We start from the raw sequence: 17,902 nt of genomic DNA, 5'->3' as shown, positions 1-17,902 counted from the left end.
CATCAGCGAAAGGAGACCTGCACATGCAGGGAGGGAGCTATAGCTACAAACTGTTCGCGCGCCAGGATTTCAGTGCGTTCTGGGCGCTTTTTACCGACAACCTCATCAACCTGATCGTGCTGTCGGGGATTTGCCAGTTCGTGTTCCAGATGCCCGCCGAGATCGTATTCGGCCGCATCGTGCCGGGCGCGGCGGTGGCGATTCTGGCGGGCGTGGGTGTCTATACATGGCTCGCGGCGCGCGTCGCCGCGCGCGAGGGCCGCGACGTGACCGCCCTGCCCTACGGCATTTCGACACCGGTGATGTTCGTCTATCTCTTTGGGGTGATCGGCCCGATCTACTGGTCCACGCAGGACGCGGTGCTGGCCTGGCAGGTGGGGATCGGCGCAGGCTTCATGGGCGGCATCGTTGCTGGACTCGGCGCAATCATAGGCCCGTTTCTGAAGCGGGTGACGCCGCGCGCGGGCATGCTGGGCACGCTGTGTGGCATCGCGCTTGTGTTTATCGGCACGGTGCCGCTGGCCACGGTGTTCGAGGATCCGTTCGTGGGCTTTGCCTCGATGATCATCATTCTTTGGGGGCTGGTCGGTCGGTTCCGGTTGCCCTTCAACATCCCCGCCGGTCTTCTGGCGCTCGTCGTCGGGACGGTGGTGGCCTTCGGCATGGGCAAGGCGTCGATCAGCTTCGAGGGTGTCGGTGTCTACCCGCCGCTGCCCTATTTCGGCGACCTCGTGCTGGGCATCCAGCACTTGTTCGCCAATCCCGAGCTGTTCCTCGTGTTGGTGCCGGTACAGATATACAACTTCATCGAGACCATGAACAACGTCGAGAGCGCCGAGGCAGCGGGCGATTCCTACCCCGTCGCGCTCTGCCAGGTGACCGATGGCGCGGGCACCATGATCGGCGCCGTGTTCGGCTCGCCGTTTCCCACCACCGCCTATATCGGCCACCCGGCCTACAAACGGATGGGGGCGCATGCGGGCTACGTGATCGGGGTGGGCGTCGTGATCCCGGTGGCGGCGATCTTCGGGCTGCTTGCCTTTCTCAACAACCTGATCCCGGTGGCCGCCGCCGCACCGGTGCTGGTCTTTGTCGCACTGAGCCTCATCACCAACACCGCCCACGCGATAAAGCCCGGCCATATGGCCGCCGTCACCATCGCGATGATGCCGCATGTCTCGGCCTTCCTTATGGTCAAGTGGGGCTCGCTCATGGGCGCGCTCGGGGCGAGCGGCGTCGAGGGGCTGCCAGAGCTGGGGGACGAGGCGCTGACCGCCGCCCTGCTCCAGCAGGGCGCACATTTCGAGGGCCATCTCGCGCTCAGCCAGGGGGCGATCCTCACCGGGCTGATCTGGGGGGCGATCGTCGCGAGCGTGATCGACGGGCGGTTCCGCAACGCGGGCGGTTTCGCGCTCGCGGCCTGCGCCATGTCGCTCGTCGGGATCATCCATTCGGCCACCCTGCATTGGCCCGAGCCGAGCGGCGTCAGCATGGGCTATCTCATCGCCGCCGCTTTCCTGCTGGTCTACCCGGTGCTGCACCGCGACGGCATCCGCTCCAACGTGGAGTTGCCGCTTGACGCGCCGGAGACGCTGGCCAGAGACTGAAACCGGGGCTGGTGGCCGGGAAACGCACAGAGTGCCCCGGCCACCGCCCTGAAAAAACCGGGACACCCATGACAGACAAAGTATTGCGCGGACGCCTCCTGACCTTCCATGCCGAGCCGCAGGGACCCGAGGACAGCGACGCCTACAGCTATATCGAGGACGGCGCGCTCCTGGTTGCGGAGGGACGCATCGGCGCGGCGGGGACATATGCGGACATAGCCGCACAGGCACCCGGCCTGCCTGTGACCGACCACCGGCCACACCTGATGATGGCGGGATTCATCGACCCGCATATCCATTTCCCGCAGGTCCAGGTGATCGCGTCCTGGGGCGCGCAGCTTCTTGACTGGCTCAACACGTATACCTTCCCCGAGGAAACCCGCTTTGCCGACCCGGACCATGCCGCGCGCATGGCGGCGCTGTTTCTCGATCAACTGACCGCGCATGGCACCACCACCGCCGTCGCCTATGCCTCGGTCCACCAAGCCTCGGCAGAGGCGCTGTTTTCCGAGGCAGAACGGCGCGACATGCGCATCATCGCGGGAAAGGTGATGATGGACCGCAACGCGCCCGACGGTCTGCGCGACACGGCGCAGGCGGGCTACGACGACAGCAAGGCATTGATCGACCGTTGGCATGGGCGCGGCCGCGCGCTCTACGCGATCACGCCGCGTTTCGCCATCACCTCGACACCGGAACAGCTTGAAATGGCTGGTTCCTTGGTGGCCGAACATCCCGGTTGCTATCTGCAAACGCACCTGTCCGAGAACCACGACGAGATCGCCTATACCGCCAGCCTCTATCCGGATGCGCCGGATTACCTCGGCGTCTACGAGCGCTATGGCCTGCTCTCACCAAAGGCCCTGATGGGGCATTGCCTGCACCTCTCGCCGCGCGAGATCGCGGTGATGCAGGAGACCGGCGCGCGGCCCGTCTTCTGCCCCACCTCGAACCTGTTTCTCGGCAGCGGGCTCTTTGACGATGCCGGGCTGCGGGAGCAGGGCCTTGTCAACGCCATCGCCACCGACGTGGGCGGCGGCACCAGTTATTCGATGCTGCAGACGCTCAACGAAGGCTACAAGGTGCTGCAGCTTCAGGGACAGAAGCTGCACCCGCTGCGCGCCTTTCACTGGATCACGCGGGGCAACGCCGTAGCACTGGGGCTAGAGGATCGCATCGGCACGCTGGAGGCGGGGAGCGAGGCCGATATCGTGGTGCTCGACGCGCGCGCCACCCCGGCGATGGCCTTGCGGATGGAGCAGGCCGAGACCCTTTCGGAAGAGCTGTTCATCCTTCAGATCATGGGCGATGACCGCGCCGTGGCACAGACCTACGTGGCGGGCGCGCCCCAGAAATCTGGCACCGTTTCAATAACATAGGGTGTGTCGAACCAGTGCTCTTCGAGGTTCGGCCCCTCCCCGATCCGGTCCAGCACCACGAACTGCCCCGCCGCGCCCAGCGGGGCCAACACCCCGTGCCAGACCCCGCGCAACAGGTTGACCGACTGCCCCGGCGCGGTGACGAAGGCGCGCGGGCGCACCGGCACGCCGCCGTCGTCATCGGCCACGACCACGAGAAAGCGCGCGCCGCTCACCGGCATGAATGCCTGGCTGCCCTCGGGGTGGCGCTCGACCATGTCAACGACGTGGGGCAGGTGCCGCGCCCCGGCGTCGAACAGGCTCAGCCCCGCGTGCCCGTCGCCGAAATCGAGCCGCGCGAGATCGTGGTGGCGGCCACACATTCCCTGATTGATGAGCCTGTCCGGCGCGCCGCGCGCCTCGATCACGTCGCCCCAGAGCGCGAACGCCTCGGCGGTGAGCGGAGCCACGTCCAGCGGAATCATGGCAGCATGTCCCGCAACCGCAGCTCGGCGATACGCTCCACCTGACGGCACGCCTCGGAAAACTCGGTCTCGTTGTCGTTGTCGATACGCCGCTCCATCGCGGCGCGGATCTGTGCCGTGTCGTGATCCCGCACCGCGATGATGAAGGGAAATCCGTGCTTTTCCATGTAGTTAGCGTTGAGCCTCTGGAATTCTGTGCGCGCCTCGTCGGTCAGGTGATCTAGCCCTGCCCCGGCCTGCTCGGCGGTGCTCTGGGCGGTGAGGCGGCCGGCGGCGGCGAGCTTTCCGGCGAGGTCGGGGTGGGCGGTCAGCACATCGCGGCGCTCGTCGGGGGTGGCGCGGCGGAAGGCGCGGCAGAGCGCATTATGCACCCCCGCCGCGCTATCATGCGCGGGGCCAAGCTCGAGCGCGTGGGCGCGCTCGGCCACCCAGGGCGAATGCTCGAACACACCGCCGAAGCGCGCCACGAAACTGTCGCGGTCCATCTCGCTGGGGCGCTCGCGATCGACAGGCCGGTGAACCCGCGCCCAATGCTCGGCGATGTCGATGCGGCGGGCGCACCACACCCCATCATACCCTTGAAGATGCTCGATGAATTTCCGCAGCCCGGCGATCTTGCCGGGCCGTCCGATCAGGCGGCAATGCAGTCCCACGCTCATCATCTTGGGCGCGCCGTCCTGCCCCTCGGCATAGAGCGTGTCGAAGGCGTCGATCAGGTAGTCGCCAAAGTCGCGGCCCGTGACCCAGCCGGGGGTGGCGGCGAAGCGCATGTCGTTGGCTTCGAGCGTGTAGGGGATCATCAACTGGTCGCGTCCTTCCATCCGCCGCCAGTAGGGCAGATCGTCGTCGTAGCAGTCCGACAGGTAGGCGAACCTCCCGGTTCGCGCCGCCAACCGCACGGTTCGCATGCTGCACCGCCCGGTGTACCAACCCCTTGGCAACTCCCCCGTCACCTCCTCGTGAAGGGCGATGGCCTCGGCGATCTGGCGGGCCTCTTCCTCCTCGGGCATGTCGCGATGCTCGATCCATTTCAGCCCGTGGCAGGCGATCTCCCATTCCGCCGATTTCATCGCCGCGACCTGCTCGGGCGAGCGGGCGAGTGCCGTGGCGACGCCGTAGACCGTGACCGGGATGCCCGCGCCGGTAAAGAGCCGGTGCAGCCGCCAGAACCCGGCGCGCGCGCCGTATTCATAAACCGATTCCATGTTCCAGTGGCGCTGCCCCTCCCACGGGGCGGCACCGGGAATGTCCGACAGGAATGCCTCGGAGGCGGGATCGCCATGCAGCAGGCAATTTTCGCCGCCCTCCTCGTAGTTGAGCACGAATTGCACCGCGATCCGCGCCCCGCCGGGCCATTGCGGATCGGGCGGGTGCGCGCCATAGCCGCGCAGGTCGCGGGGATAACGGGTCATGTCTGTCCTCTCCGGTGATCGGTCGCGTGTTTGGGTTGCCATTCATTTATAAAGCAGAAGAATACGGATGACTTTACGATTTTCGAAGAAAGACCATCTTCGCATCCCGTGCTGGTCCCCGCCGCCGAAACCGGGCAGAAACGGCGGGGTATACGCGCAAAGGACACGGAAAATGACTGGCTACCTGACCACCCATGTTCTCGATACCGCGCGCGGCATGCCGGCGGCGGGGCTGGCGATCGACCTCTACCGGATCGACGGCGAGACCCGCACGCACCTGTGCAGCGTCGTCACCAATGAAGACGGGCGCACCGATGCGCCGATCCTGCCGCAAGCGGAGTTTCGCCCGGGCACCTATGAATTGGTGTTTAACGTCGGGGCGTACCTCGATGCCGTTGGCGTGCCGCCGGAAAGCCCGCGTTTTCTCGATCTCGTGCCGCTACGCTTTGGCATGTCCGAGGCGGCGCATTACCATGTGCCGCTGCTGCTGTCGCCGTTCGGGTATTCGACCTATCGAGGAAGTTGAAGGCAGAGGGCGGGTTTGGCCTGAGGCGGACGTTGGGGATTTGGTGAGGAGCCGCGCAGCGCCCGACCGCCGGGTGGGCGCAGTTCGGGTTGTGTTATGCGATTTATGGCGCAAGATACTTCAATTGTCACAACTATTTGCGACGTCGAAGAGCGCCCGCCCGAGGGGGCGGTCGGGCGCTGCGCGGCGGCGCGTTCCGCGCCTTGATTCCGCGCATTGGCACCAAGACCTGAACATCCACTCAAGGCCAGACATGCCCACGCGCCCCACCCTCAGGACGCGGCGGGCAGCGACTCGCGTATCCGGCGGGTCATGAAGTCGATGAACAGCCTTGCCTTGGGGTCCTGCCGACGGCGGTGGGCATAGAGGCAAGCGAGCTGAATGGGCACCGGTGGCTCTGAATCGAGCACGCGGCAGAGCCGACCGGCGGCTAGGTGGTCCTGGACCTCGAAGAGCGGCTTGAGCACGATGCCGTGCCCTTCCAGCGCCCATTGGGTGAGCACGTCGCCGTGATCGGATTCGAACGGCCCCGAGACGGTGATCCGGCGCACGCCCTGTGGGGTTTGCAGGGGCCACTGGAATTCCGGCGCCCCGGCATAGCGCAGGTTGATGCAATCATGCTCGCTGCGCAGGCTCGCGCTCGTCCGTGGCTGTCCCTTGCGTTCGATGTATTCCGGCGCGGCGCAGAGCACACGTTCGCAATCGGCGATCTTGCGGATGCGCAGCGATGAATCCTCTGGCACCCCGAGAAAGAACGCCGCGTCGAGCCCCTCGGCGGCGAGGTCGAGCTTGCGATCCGAAAGCCGCAGGCGGATGTGGATCAGCGGATAGCGGGCGTGAAACTCTGACATGGCCCCGGCGATGATCCGTTGCCCAAGGCCGAGAGGGGCGGCGATGTGCAGGCTGCCGCGCGGGGCCTGGGTGACGTCGGAGACATCGGCCTCGGCCTCGTCAACGGACTCGAGCACCTTGCACGCGCCGCGATAGAACAGCGTGCCCTGCTCGGTCGGGTTGAGCTGTCGGGTGGTGCGCTGAAAGAGGCGGACGCCGAGATGATCCTCGAGTGCGGCGATCCGCGCCGAGGCCACCGCCGCGGAGATGCGCTGATCGCGGGCTGCGGCGGACATGCTGCCGAGTTCATAGACCCGGACGAAGGTCCTGATATTCTCGAGGTAGGCCATGCGCCGAGATTATTCGCCTTTTCTTGAAAGAGCTAGGTTTCCTTTCTCAATTCATGACAATCGCGGCATGTGGCACAAGGGGCGCGCAATCATGCGCAGGGAGGCGGAGAATGCACGATCTGGCGATCATCTGGGACTGGGCGGGTTTCGCGGTGCGGTGGCTTCATGTCGTCACGGCGATCGCGTGGATCGGCTCGTCATTCTATTTCGTGGCGCTCGACCTGGGCCTGCGGCGGGCCGACGACCTGCCGCCCGGCGCGCATGGCGAGGAATGGCAGGTGCATGGTGGCGGGTTCTACCACGTCCGCAAGTTCCTGGTGGCACCCGAAAACATGCCCGCGCATCTGACATGGTTCAAATGGGAAAGCTATGCCACCTGGCTGTCGGGTGCGGCGCTATTGATGATCGTCTACTGGGTCGGGGGCGAGCTATACCTGATCGACCCGAACAAGGCCGATCTGGCGCTGTGGCAGGGGATCGCGATCTCGGCGCTGTCGCTCTCGGTCGGCTGGCTGGTCTATGACCGACTGTGCAAATCCGGCCTTGGGGAACGGCCCACGTTGCTTATGGCGCTGCTGTTCGTGCTGCTGGTGGCGATGGGCTGGGGTTATGACCAGGTGTTTACCGGGCGCGCGGCGCTGCTGCATCTCGGTGCGTTCACCGCCACGATCATGACCGCGAACGTGTTTTTCATCATCATGCCCAACCAGCGCATCGTGGTGGCCGACCTGCGCGAGGGCCGGACGCCGGATGCGAAATACGGGCGCATCGCCAAGCTACGCTCGACCCACAACAACTACCTGACGTTGCCGGTGGTGTTCCTGATGCTGTCAAACCACTACCCGCTGGCTTTTGCCACCGAATGGAACTGGCTCATCGCGTCGCTGGTGTTCGTGATGGGGGTGACGATCCGCCACTTCTTTAACACCATGCACGCGGGCGGCGGGATGCTGTGGTGGACGTGGGCGGTGACCGCGATCCTTTTCGTCGGCATCATGTGGCTGTCGACCGCGCCGTTGCAGCACGATGAATACGGGGCCGCCGAGACGCGCCCGCTGAGCCCCGCCGAGCGCCAATTCGCCGAGACCGAGGGATTCGAGGAGGTGGCGTCCATCGTGCCCGGGCGCTGTGCCATGTGCCACGCGCGCGAGCCGTTCCAAGAGGGTATCCGCCGCGCGCCCAAGAACGTGCTGCTGGAGACCGAGGGCGATATCGCCCGCGCGGCGCGGGCGATCTATCTGCACGCGGGCGTGACGGACGCGATGCCGCCCGCGAACGTGAGCTTCATGGAAGAGGAGGAGCGCCGCCGCATCGTCGCGTGGTATCGCGCGGCGACGCGGTGACGCGGCGCGTCAGAGCGGCTCGCGTTCATTCGCATTCACGCAACCCGCTCTGACCGATTGATTTCGCGTGTCCGAGAAGCTCAAAACCGGTTCCCACTTTTGAGCGACACGCTCTAGCCGTCGGTCTCGGCGGTCTTGCGCGGCAGCACCCAGTCGGGGCGTGGGAAATGGCAGGTATAGCCCTGCGGAAAGCGGGCGAGGTAATCCTGGTGTTCGGGCTCGGCCTCCCAGAAATCGCCGACCGGTTCCACCTCTGTCACGACCTTGCCGGGCCAGAGGCCGCTGGCCTCGACATCGGCAATTGTACGCCGCGCCTCTTCACGCTGCGCATCGGAACAGTAGTAGATCGCCGAGCGATAGCTCATCCCGACATCGTTTCCCTGACGGTTGAGCGTGGTGGGGTCGTGGATCTGGAAGAAGATTTCCAACAGCCGCCGATAGCTGATCCGCGAGGGATCGAAGATGATCTCGATCCCCTCGGCATGGGTGCCGTGGTTGCGGTAGGTGGCGTTGGGCACGTCACCGCCCGTGTAGCCCACCCGCGTCGAGATCACCCCGTCGAGCTTGCGGATGAGATCCTGCATCCCCCAGAAACATCCCCCCGCCAGAACCGCGCGTTCGGTCATGTCACGTCCTCCACCTGATCGAGATAATCGCCGTAGCCTTCGGCCGCCATGTCGTCTCTGTGAATGAATCGCAGGCTCGCCGAGTTGATGCAATAGCGCAGCCCGCCACGGTCGCGGGGCCCGTCGGGAAAGACGTGGCCGAGATGGCTGTCGCCGTCGCGGCTGCGCACCTCGGTGCGGATCATGCCGAGCGAGGCGTCGCGCAGTTCCGTGACATGCGCGGGCGTGATCGGCTTGGTGAAGCTGGGCCAGCCGCAGCCCGATTCGAACTTGTCGGAACTGGCAAAGAGCGGTTCGCCCGAGACGATATCGACGTAGATTCCCGGCTCCTTGTTGTTGAGATACGCGCCGGTGCCGGGACGCTCGGTCCCGTTCTGCTGGGTGACGCGGTACTGCTCGGGGCTGAGCGCGCTGATGCGCTCGGGATCCTTGTGGTAGGGGGCCATGCTACGCTCCATGTTCCTTATCCCTTCAAGATGGGGTGAAAACGCAAAAAGACAAAGAGGCCGGGTCACGGCACTTGCCGCACATGGGGTGTGGTCATATGATCTGACCAGTTTTACCACGGGCCAGCACCATGCCATTCGAAAAAGTGACCCCCGAAAAGCTATCGACCGCGGTGACGCGGCAGATCGAAAAGCTGATCCTGCGCGGCATCCTGCGCCCGGGCGAGCGCCTGCCCGCCGAGCGCGAGCTGGCCGAGAAACTGGGCGTGTCGCGACCGTCGCTGCGCGAGGCGGTGGCCGATCTGCAGGACAAGGGGCTGCTCACGGCGCGCGCCGGGGCCGGGATCTACGTGGCCGACGTTCTGGGCAGCGCGTTCTCGCCCGCGCTGATCCGGCTCTTTGCCGAGCATGCCGAGGCGGTGTTCGACTACATCGCGTTCCGCCGCGACCTGGAAGGGCTGGCGGCGTGCCGGGCGGCGCGGCTGGCATCGGATACCGATCTGCGGGTGATCCAGACCGTGATGGACAAGATGGAAGCCGCCCACAAGAAGACCAACCCGGCGGACGAGGCGCGGCTCGACGCGGAATTCCACATGGCGATCATCGAGGCGAGCCACAATGTCATCATGCTGCACATGATGCGCTCGATGTTCCAGCTTCTGCGCGAGGGCGTGTTCTACAATCGCCAGGTGATGTTCCGACAGCGCACCACGCGGGGGGCCCTGCTCGACCAGCATCGGCGGATCAACGCCGCGATTCAGGCGCGCGATTCCAAGGGGGCACGCGAGGCGGTCGACGCGCACCTCGCCTACGTGGAAAAGGCGCTGTCGGACCAGCAGAAGGCCGATCAAAACGAAGCCATCGCGCGCCAGCGGTTCGAGCACGAGCAATCGCGCTAGGGCGGTGTGAGCCCGCGCGTGCATCGCAATCCGGGCGGCGGATCGCCCATCTGGGGGTCGCCCGCATATGCGCCACCACATCTTGCATTGCGCATTGCGCAGCGCGCGAACCTGAATTTATTCAAGAAAATTGGTGCTTTGAGCGCCGCAGTTCATGTGATACTCTCAAAGAAAATAAGCGCGGCAACAATCGTCGCCACGAGGCAGAAACAAGACAAAAAAGAGCAGAACCATGAAAATATGGGGCAGTCGGCCTCTGCTGTGGGGCCTGGTCGCGCTGGCGACGGTCTGGATGCTCGTGATCGTGCCGCTGAGCGCGACGGCAGCTCCCTACGCGGGCTACGTGATCGACGGGCGCAACGGCAAGGTGCTCTATTCCGAGAACGCCAACACGCGACTTCACCCCGCCTCTCTGACCAAGATGATGACGCTCTACATCGTGTTCGAGGCGGTGGAGAACGGTGAGATCGGGCTCGACGATCTTGTGACCATCTCGCGCCATGCCGCCTCCGAGCCGCCCAGCAAGCTGGGCCTGCGCCCCGGACAGCGGATCAAGCTGCGCTATCTCATCCGGGCCGCCGCAGTGCGTTCGGCCAACGATGCCGCCACCGCGCTGGCCGAGGCGATCGAAGGGTCGGAGGCGCGCTTTGCCCGCCGCATGAACCGCACGGCCAAGGCGATGGGGATGACGCGGACCACGTTCAAGAACGCGCACGGCCTGACCGAGAGCGGGCACCTGTCCACGGCCCGCGACATGACCATCCTCGGGCGGCACGTGCTTTATGACTATCCCGATTATTACAACCTGTTCTCGCGGATCACCGCCGATGCCGGCGTCAAACGTGTAAGCCACACCAACCGCCGCATGCTGCGCAGCTACCACGGCGCGGACGGGATCAAGACCGGCTATACCCGCGCCGCCGGGTTCAACCTCGTGGCAAGTGCCGAGCGGGGAGGCGAGCGCATCATCGCCACCGTGTTCGGCGGCAAATCCACCGCGTCGCGCAACGCGCAGGTGGCCAAGCTGCTCGACCTCGGCTTTCGCAAGGCCGCGCACCGCGTCGCCCTGGCACCGCCGGGCCGCCCGCCCTACCTGGGCAAGCTGGACCATGCGCCGGTAGCGATCGCCGCCGGAGCGGCGCGCCCGGCCTATGCCGCGCGGACGGTGCGACTTGCCACTGCCGCCGCGGTGCGCAAGAGCCTGCGGCCACGGCCCCGCCCCGGCGCCGAGCCGGTGGCGCCGGCGGCCCCTGTGATGCTGGCCGATACCGATGGCATAGAGCGCGCGGTGCGCGACGCCGCCGAGGCCACCACGACGGAGGTCGCCGCGGTCGAAGACATCCCGGCATTGCGCCCCGAACCGCGCCCCAAAACGATACCTGACACGGAACCTGCCGCAGAAACCAGGGTGGCAGCCGGGTCGGCGGAGCCGGAACGGGAGGTCGTCACCCGCGTCTCTACCTCCGATGGTCGCCATTGGGGCGTGAATGTCGGGCGTTATCCCAACGAGTTCAAGGCGCGGCAGGTGCTGCTGCGCACAGCGCTGAGCGAGATTTCCACGCTCGACGGCAGTCTGCGCAAGGTGGTGCGCCATCCCACCGGGTTCGACGCGAATTTCATGGGCATGACCCGCGAGTCCGCCGATCTCGCCTGTCGTCGGCTTCAAGCGCGCCAGATCACCTGCTTCATGATCGGGCCGGGCTGAGGCGCGTCAGTCGCCGCGCAGTGTGGCCCATGCATAGGGCGGCCACATCATCGCCCGCCGCAACCGTCCCAAAGGCCAGCGCCGGGGCGGTGTCTGCATGATTTCGGGGTAGCGAGCCCGAGGCGTGCGCCCGGTTGCCAGATCGGCGAGGATCGCGCCCGCGTGGCTGGCCATCGCGACGCCGTTGCCGTGATAGCTCAGCGCGGCGAAGGCGCCCGGCATCTCGGGGATCGGCCCGGCGAAGGGCGTGAGATCGGGGGCGAGCGACAAGAGGCCATTCCAGCCATGCGGCGTCTCGACATGTCGCCATGCCGGGAACATCGCGTCGAAATGCCGCCGGATGGTGCGGTGCATCCGCTCGTCGTGACGTGGCGAGGAGAATAGCCCGCCGCGCATCCCGAAGAGCATCCGCCGGTCGGGCATCAGCCGGAAATAATGCAGGAAGAACCTGTCATCATAGCACATCTGGTGCGTGGTCCAGCCTTGGGCGGCGAGTTCTTCTTCGGTAAGCGGGCGGGTGACGATCACGTTGGACTGTGTCGGCAGGTAGCGGCCCCGCAGCCAGCCGGGCAGATCGTCCGACGAATAGCCGTTGGTGGCCACGATCAGGCGGCGGGCGGTGATCCGGGCGTCGGGCGTGGTGAGGTGAAAGCGGCCATCGGAGCGGATCGCGGTGACCGGCGAATGGGCGTGGATGCGCGCCCCTGCCCCGGTGGCGGCGCGGGCAAGGCCGAGCGCGTATTTCAACGGGTTGAGGGCAAAGCCGATAGGCGTTGTGAGGGCCGCGAAGAACGGGCCGCGCATCCCCTCCCGTGCCAGTTCGGCGCCCGGAATGAGCGTGGGTGTTACGCCGTAATCGGCCTCGATCTGCGCGGCGCGGGCCGTGAACCCGGCGGCGGCGCGGGGCGTGTGGGCCATCGCCGTTTCGCCCTCGGAATGGGTGTCGGCAATGATGCCGTGGCGGTCGATCAGGGCGCGCACCGTCTCGACCGCGGCCATCTCGGTGCGCCGCCAATCGCGGCGGGCATCCTCGCCGTGAAACCGGCGAAGCATCGCGTCCGACGCCTTGGCCCCGCCGAGACAGCAGAACCCGCCGTTGCGCCCCGATGCGCCCCAGCCCACCGCATTGGCCTCGAACACACGCACATCCTCGCCCGCCTCTGCGAGGCGCAGCGCCGCCGACAGCCCGGTGAAGCCCGCGCCGATCACCGCCACGTCGCAGGCGATTTCGCCCTCGGCGGCGGGGTAGTCCGGGATATCGGCGGTCCCGGCCCAGAAGCAGGCGGCGCGCGGACCGGGCCCGTAGGCGTGCGCGGGGAAGATGCGTCTCATACCTGTTGCGCCGCGGCGCGCTCCTCGGCCTGTTGGCGCAAGCTGGCGCGCTTGGTGACGAGCGAGGCGGTGACGACCCCGACGGCCACGATGCCGATCATGATGGTGGATAGCGCGTTGATCTCGGGGCTGACACCCAGCCGGATCGAGGACCAGATCTTTATCGGCAGGGTGGTGGCCGAGGGCCCGGCGGTAAAGGACGCGATCACCAGGTCGTCGAGCGAGAGCGTAAAGGCCAGCAGCCATCCCGAGATCACGGCGGGCGCGATGATCGGCAGGGTGACGAGGCGGAACGCGTCGAAGGCCGAACAACCGAGATCGAGCGCCGCCTCTTCCAGCGAGCGATCGAAGGTCATCAGCCGCGAGGACACCACCACCGCAACGAAGGCCATAGAGAAGGTGGTGTGCGCCAGGATGATGGTGAGGATGCCGCGATCGAGCCCGATGCCGATGAAGAGAAGCAGGAGCGACAGGCCAGTGATCACCTCTGGCATCACCAGCGGCGCGTAGATCATGCCGGAGAACAGCGTACGGCCCGGGAACCGCCCGGCGCGCACCAGCACCAGCGCGGCCATCGTGCCCAGCACCGTGGCGATGGTCGAGGACGCCACCGCCACCTTGAGCGTGACGAGCGCGGCGTCGAGGAACGCCTCGTTCTGGATGAGCGTGCCATACCACTTGGTCGAGAACCCGGCCCAGACGGTCACCAGCTTCGACTCGTTGAAGCTGTAGACGATGAGGATCAGCATCGGCAGGTAGAGGAAGGCAAAGCCGAGGGTGAGAGAGGTGGCGTTGAACCAGGTGACCCGTCTCATGTGTGTGCCCTCGGGTGGCCGATTTCTTTGAAAGAAATCGGGGCGAAATCTTTTGAAGATTTCGGGAAACGGCATCGTATCATCCCTCGGCCTCCCGGCTTTTCTGCTCGTTGCGCTGGAACAGGATGATCGGGATGATGAGGATCAGCAGCAGCACCACCGCCACCGCGCTTGCCACCGGCCAGTCGCGGTTGTTGAAGAATTCCTCCCACAGCACCTTGCCGATCATCAGCGTGCGCGATCCGCCCAGCAGCGAGGGGATGACAAATTCACCGATGGTGGGGATGAAGACGAGGAAACAGCCCGCCACGATCCCGTTCTTCGACAGCGGCACCGTCACCAGCCAGAAGGCCGTGAGCCGCGAGCAGCCCAGGTCTTCCGCCGCTTCGAGAAGCGAGCCGTCCATTCGCTCGAGCGTCGAGTAGATCGGCAGGATCATGAACGGAAGGTACGTATAGACGATGCCGATATAGACCGCCGTGGGGGTGTTGAGGATATCCAGCGGCTCGGAAATCAGCCCTGCCCAGAGCAGAAGCTGGTTGAGATAGCCCTCGGTCGAGAGAATCCCCATCCACGAATAGACCCGGATGAGAAACGACGTCCAGAACGGCAGGATCACCAGCATCATCAGCGTCGGGCGCCAGTGATCGGGCGCGTTGGCCATGCCATAGGCGATGGGATAGCCCACGATCAGCGTGATGAACGTGGCCAGCGCCGCGATCTGGAGCGACGACAGGTAGGCCTTCCAGTAGAGATCATCGGTGGTCAGGAAGGTAAAGTTCTCGAAATCGAGCGCGGCGAGGAAATCCTTGAACCCTGCCCATCCCTCGGACAGGTCGAGCGTGGGCGTGTAGGGCGGGATCGCAAGCGCGATATCCGACAGCGAAATCTTGAGCACGATGCCGAACGGCACGAGAAAAAGCGCCAGGAGCCAGGCATAGGGTAGCGCGATGAGGGCGAAGCGGCGCATCCCGTCACTCCCTCAGCAGCACGGCGGCGGTATCGGTCCACGACAGCCACACCGTGTCTTCCCAAGTGAAATCGCGGCGCGACAGGCGGCGGGTGTTGGCGGCCTGCGCCTTGACCATCTGCCCGCCTTCGATCTCGACATGGTAGGTCGAGAGATTGCCGAGATAGGCGATGTCGATGATCGTGCCCTGCACGGCATTGCGGCGGTCCGCCGGGCGCTCGGCGGTGATCGAAACCTTTTCGGGGCGCAGCGCGAGGTGGCAGGTCTCGCCCTCGGCGAGGTCGATATCGAAGGCCGAGTAGATCGGTGCGGCCGCTTCGGCATACTGCAGCTCGTAGCCCTCGCCCGCCCGGCGGGCGCGACCGGAGATGATCGTCACGTCGCCGATGAAATCCGCGACATAGGTGGTACTCGGGTTTTCATAGATACGCGCGGGCGTGTCGGCCTGCACGATGCGGCCCTCGTCCATCACCGCGACGCGGCTGGCCACGGTCATCGCCTCTTCCTGGTCGTGGGTGACGATGACGAATGTGGTGCCGGTCTTTTCCTGGATGTCCATCAGCTCGAACTGCGTGGCCTGCCGCAGCTTGGCGTCGAGCGCGCCCAATGGCTCGTCGAGCAGCAAGAGCTTGGGCGCCTTGGCGAGGCTGCGCGCAAGCGCCACGCGCTGCCGCTGGCCGCCGGAAATCTGGTGCGGTTTGCGGCGGGCGAATTGCGTGAGCCGCGTGAGCTTGAGCATTTCCTCGACCCGCGCGGCGATCGCGTCCTTCGACATGCGATCGCGCTTGAGGCCGAAGGCGATGTTGTCCCACACGGAGAGATGCGGAAAGAGCGCGTAGGACTGGAACATCATGTTCACCGCGCGCTTGTTGGGCGGGATGGGGGCGATGTCCTGCCCGCCCAGAAGGATGGTGCCCTCGGTCGGTGCCTCGAAGCCGGCGAGCATCCGCATCATCGTGGTCTTGCCGCAGCCCGACGGGCCGAGAAGGGCGAAAAACTCTTTCTCGTAGATGTCGAATGTCTGGTTGTCGATGGCGGTGAAATCGCCGAACCGCTTGGTGACATTCTTGAACTGGATGAGCGGTTTTTCGTCGGGATCGTTCCACGGCTCGAAGACGGTCTGCCCCATGCTGCCCCCGGCATTTACGGATATGAAAAGGCCCGCGCCGGGAGGGCGCGGGCCGGTCATCGCGATCAGGTGCCGGACTTGATCTTTGTCCACAGACGGGTGACCACCCGCTGCACCTTCGCCGGGTAGGGCGTGGTGGTAAACAGGTTGTCGAGCGCCTCCTGCGAGGGATAGATCGCCGGATCGCCGATCACATCCTCGACCAGGTATTCCTGCGACGCCTTGTTGCCGTTGGCGTAGTAGACATAGTTCGACGCCGTCGCCATGTTCTGCGCGTCCATGATGAAGTTCAGGAACGTGTGGGCGCCGTCGGGGTTCGGGGCATCGACCGGAATGGCCATCTGGTCGAACCACATTTGCGCGCCTTCCTTGGGGGCGTTGTAGACGATCTCGACACCGTTATCGGCCTCGTCGGCACGGTCGCGCGCCTGAAGGATGTCACCGGACCAGCCCACCGCGACGCAGATATCGCCGTTGGCCAGCGCGTTGATGTATTCGGAGCTGTGGAACTTCTGGATGTAGGGGCGGATCGCCATCAGGATCGGCTCGACCTTGGCGATCACGTCCGGGTCATGGCTGTTCGGATCTTCGCCGATATAGTTGAGCGCCATCGGGATCATCTCGGCGGGGGCATCGAGGAAATGCACGCCGCAGTCGCCTAGCTTCTCCATGTTGTCGGGGTTGAGCACCAGCTCGAGGCTGTCGAGCGGCGCATCCTCGCCTAGTGCCTCCTGCACCTTGCCGACATTGGCGCCGATGCCGGTGGTGCCCCACATGTAGTTGATCGAGTAGGCGTTTTCCGGGTCGTATTGCTCGGTACGCTTGGTGACCACGTCCCACATGTTATCCAGATTGGGCAGCTTGGACTTGTCGAGCTTCTGGAACGCGCCCGCCTGGATCTGACGTTGCAGGAAGGTGCCCGAGGGCACCACCACGTCATAGCCCGAGCCGCCGGCGAGCATCTTGGTTTCCAGCACCTCGTTGCTATCGAACACGTCGTAGACGAGATCGAGGCCGGTCTCTTCCTCGAACTTGGTGAGCAGCGATTCGTCGATATAGTCGGACCAGTTGTAGACCCGCACTTCCTCTGCCGAGGCGACGGCGGTACCGAGTGCGAGCGTGGCGGTGGTGGTCAGTATAAGGTATTTCATGGTGATCTCCCGTTGGTTCGGCATGTTGTCTGCCTTGGCGGCATTTGATCAAAAACTACCGCGGATGGCAATATGGTAATGTTTTCACGCAGCCGTTAAACTCGCAAGCGATGAGTTTGCACAGACATCGGGGATGCCGGAGTGACATCGAGAACCGCACGTAAAACGGGCAGCGAGACCGCCCTCGCCCCGCGCCTTCCGGCGCATGAGACGATCTATCGCGAGTTGCGCGCGCTGGTGCTCTTTGGCGATCTGGCCCCCGGACAGGCGGTGACGATCCAGGGGCTGTGCGACCGGCTCGGTGCGGGCATGACCCCGGTGCGCGAGGCGCTGCGGCGGCTGATCGCCGAGGGCGCGCTGGAGTTCCAGGGCAACAGGCGGGTCTCGGTGCCGCTGCTGGATGCCGGGAATATCGGGGAATTGATCTTTGCGCGTCAATGGCTTGACCCTCACCTCGCGCGGCGCGCGACAGAACGCGCAACGCCTGCGGACCTTGACCACCTGACCGAGGTTGACGACGATCTCGACCGCGCCATCCTGCGCGGGGACATGCGCGCCTATCTCGAACTCAACTACCGCTTTCACCGTGCGCTCTATGAAATTGCGGTGGCCCCGATCCTGACGGACGTGGCAGACGGGCTATGGCTGCGCTTTGGTCCGTCGCTGCGGGTGGTGTGCGGACGGGTGGGCACCGAGGGCCTGCCTGACCGGCACAAGGACCTGCTCGCGGCGATGCGCGCGGGCGATGCCGAGGCCGCCGCCGAGGCAATCCGTGCCGACGTGGTGCAGGGGATGGAGCAGGTACGCCAATCGCTGTCGCGCCAGCCGCGGGACGACTGATTCGATTGACAGCGATAAATTTGATCATATTCTTGGTGGAAGGCGGCTGACCGGGCCGCACCCCCGATTCCCCGAGA

17 protein-coding genes are annotated in these 17,902 nt (G+C 65.3%); 7 read left to right on the top strand and 10 right to left on the bottom strand.

Annotated features, from left to right (window positions below; all coding sequences use genetic code 11):
- Window positions 1-23 precede the first annotated feature (23 nt).
- Window positions 24-1,607: a xanthine/uracil/vitamin C permease gene (locus C6W92_RS12860; protein ID WP_129433865.1), complete on the top strand. Its 1,584-nt coding sequence runs from the start codon at window positions 24-26 to the stop codon at window positions 1,605-1,607.
- 68 nt (window positions 1,608-1,675) lie between these two features.
- Window positions 1,676-2,986: a guanine deaminase gene (gene guaD / locus C6W92_RS12855; RefSeq protein WP_129433863.1), complete on the top strand. Its 1,311-nt coding sequence runs from the start codon at window positions 1,676-1,678 to the stop codon at window positions 2,984-2,986.
- On the opposite strand, the gene C6W92_RS12850 is transcribed toward guaD, so the two are convergent.
- Together C6W92_RS12850 and puuE are read right to left on the bottom strand one after the other, a co-directional pair.
- Window positions 2,938-3,450: an ureidoglycolate lyase gene (locus tag C6W92_RS12850; protein WP_129433862.1), complete on the bottom strand. Its 513-nt coding sequence runs from the start codon at window positions 3,448-3,450 to the stop codon at window positions 2,938-2,940. The two genes, guaD and C6W92_RS12850, sit on opposite strands and share 49 nt — an antisense overlap.
- The gene (gene puuE / locus C6W92_RS12845; protein ID WP_129433859.1) at window positions 3,447-4,862 is read right to left on the bottom strand and encodes an allantoinase PuuE; all 1,416 of its coding nucleotides are present in this window, start codon (window positions 4,860-4,862) and stop codon (window positions 3,447-3,449) included. The genes C6W92_RS12850 and puuE overlap by 4 nt, the downstream gene beginning before the upstream one ends.
- A 172-nt stretch (window positions 4,863-5,034) precedes the next feature.
- Between puuE and uraH the strand changes: the two genes are divergently transcribed.
- Window positions 5,035-5,388 carry a hydroxyisourate hydrolase gene (gene uraH / locus C6W92_RS12840; RefSeq protein WP_129433858.1) on the top strand — a complete coding sequence of 118 codons (354 nt, stop codon included), beginning with the start codon at window positions 5,035-5,037 and terminating at the stop codon, window positions 5,386-5,388.
- Between the two features lie 272 nt (window positions 5,389-5,660).
- On the opposite strand, the gene C6W92_RS12835 is transcribed toward uraH, so the two are convergent.
- Entirely contained in the window at window positions 5,661-6,569 is a 909-nt protein-coding gene (locus tag C6W92_RS12835; protein WP_129433856.1) for a LysR family transcriptional regulator, read from the bottom strand.
- A 110-nt stretch (window positions 6,570-6,679) separates the two neighbouring features.
- On the opposite strand from C6W92_RS12835, the gene C6W92_RS12830 reads away from it, so the two are divergent.
- Window positions 6,680-7,912, top strand: coding sequence for a urate hydroxylase PuuD (locus tag C6W92_RS12830; RefSeq protein WP_129433854.1), 1,233 nt, complete (start codon window positions 6,680-6,682; stop codon window positions 7,910-7,912).
- 113 nt (window positions 7,913-8,025) lie between these two features.
- Here the strand turns inward: C6W92_RS12830 and msrA are convergent, their stop codons facing one another.
- Window positions 8,026-8,538 carry a peptide-methionine (S)-S-oxide reductase MsrA gene (msrA, locus tag C6W92_RS12825; protein ID WP_129433852.1) on the bottom strand — a complete coding sequence of 171 codons (513 nt, stop codon included), beginning with the start codon at window positions 8,536-8,538 and terminating at the stop codon, window positions 8,026-8,028.
- Window positions 8,535-8,984, bottom strand: a complete 450-nt coding sequence (gene msrB / locus C6W92_RS12820) for a peptide-methionine (R)-S-oxide reductase MsrB (protein ID WP_129433850.1) — start codon at window positions 8,982-8,984, stop codon at window positions 8,535-8,537. Before msrB ends, msrA begins: the two co-directional genes overlap by 4 nt.
- 131 nt (window positions 8,985-9,115) lie before the next feature.
- Here msrB and C6W92_RS12815 point away from each other — a divergent pair, with 131 nt between their 5' ends.
- Entirely contained in the window at window positions 9,116-9,883 is a 768-nt protein-coding gene (locus tag C6W92_RS12815) for an FCD domain-containing protein (protein WP_129433849.1), read from the top strand.
- A gap of 232 nt (window positions 9,884-10,115) precedes the next feature.
- A complete protein-coding gene (locus C6W92_RS12810; protein WP_129433847.1) occupies window positions 10,116-11,588 on the top strand; it encodes a serine hydrolase in 1,473 nt (490 codons plus the stop codon).
- A 6-nt stretch (window positions 11,589-11,594) separates the two neighbouring features.
- Here the strand turns inward: C6W92_RS12810 and C6W92_RS12805 are convergent, their stop codons facing one another.
- The 5 genes from C6W92_RS12805 to C6W92_RS12785 all read right to left on the bottom strand — a co-directional run bounded on the left by C6W92_RS12805 (window position 11,595) and on the right by C6W92_RS12785 (window position 16,985).
- On the bottom strand, window positions 11,595-12,920 hold the full coding sequence (locus C6W92_RS12805) for an FAD-binding oxidoreductase (protein ID WP_129433846.1): 1,326 nt from the start codon (window positions 12,918-12,920) through the stop codon (window positions 11,595-11,597).
- A complete protein-coding gene (locus tag C6W92_RS12800; protein ID WP_129433844.1) occupies window positions 12,917-13,735 on the bottom strand; it encodes an ABC transporter permease subunit in 819 nt (272 codons plus the stop codon). The genes C6W92_RS12805 and C6W92_RS12800 overlap by 4 nt, the downstream gene beginning before the upstream one ends.
- 79 nt (window positions 13,736-13,814) lie before the next feature.
- A complete protein-coding gene (locus C6W92_RS12795; RefSeq protein ID WP_129433842.1) occupies window positions 13,815-14,705 on the bottom strand; it encodes an ABC transporter permease subunit in 891 nt (296 codons plus the stop codon).
- 4 nt (window positions 14,706-14,709) lie between these two features.
- The gene (locus C6W92_RS12790; RefSeq protein ID WP_129433840.1) at window positions 14,710-15,834 is read right to left on the bottom strand and encodes an ABC transporter ATP-binding protein; all 1,125 of its coding nucleotides are present in this window, start codon (window positions 15,832-15,834) and stop codon (window positions 14,710-14,712) included.
- Between the two features lie 65 nt (window positions 15,835-15,899).
- Entirely contained in the window at window positions 15,900-16,985 is a 1,086-nt protein-coding gene (locus C6W92_RS12785; RefSeq protein ID WP_129433838.1) for a polyamine ABC transporter substrate-binding protein, read from the bottom strand.
- Between the two features lie 141 nt (window positions 16,986-17,126).
- On the opposite strand from C6W92_RS12785, the gene C6W92_RS12780 reads away from it, so the two are divergent.
- Entirely contained in the window at window positions 17,127-17,825 is a 699-nt protein-coding gene (locus C6W92_RS12780) for a GntR family transcriptional regulator (protein ID WP_206735531.1), read from the top strand.
- The last annotated feature ends 77 nt before the right edge of the window (window positions 17,826-17,902 follow it).

It is taken from the genome of Roseovarius sp. A46 (assembly GCF_004126395.1).
Taxonomy (GTDB): Bacteria; Pseudomonadota; Alphaproteobacteria; order Rhodobacterales; family Rhodobacteraceae; genus Roseovarius; species Roseovarius nitratireducens.
This window is presented reverse-complemented; position numbering and strand designations above follow the sequence as displayed.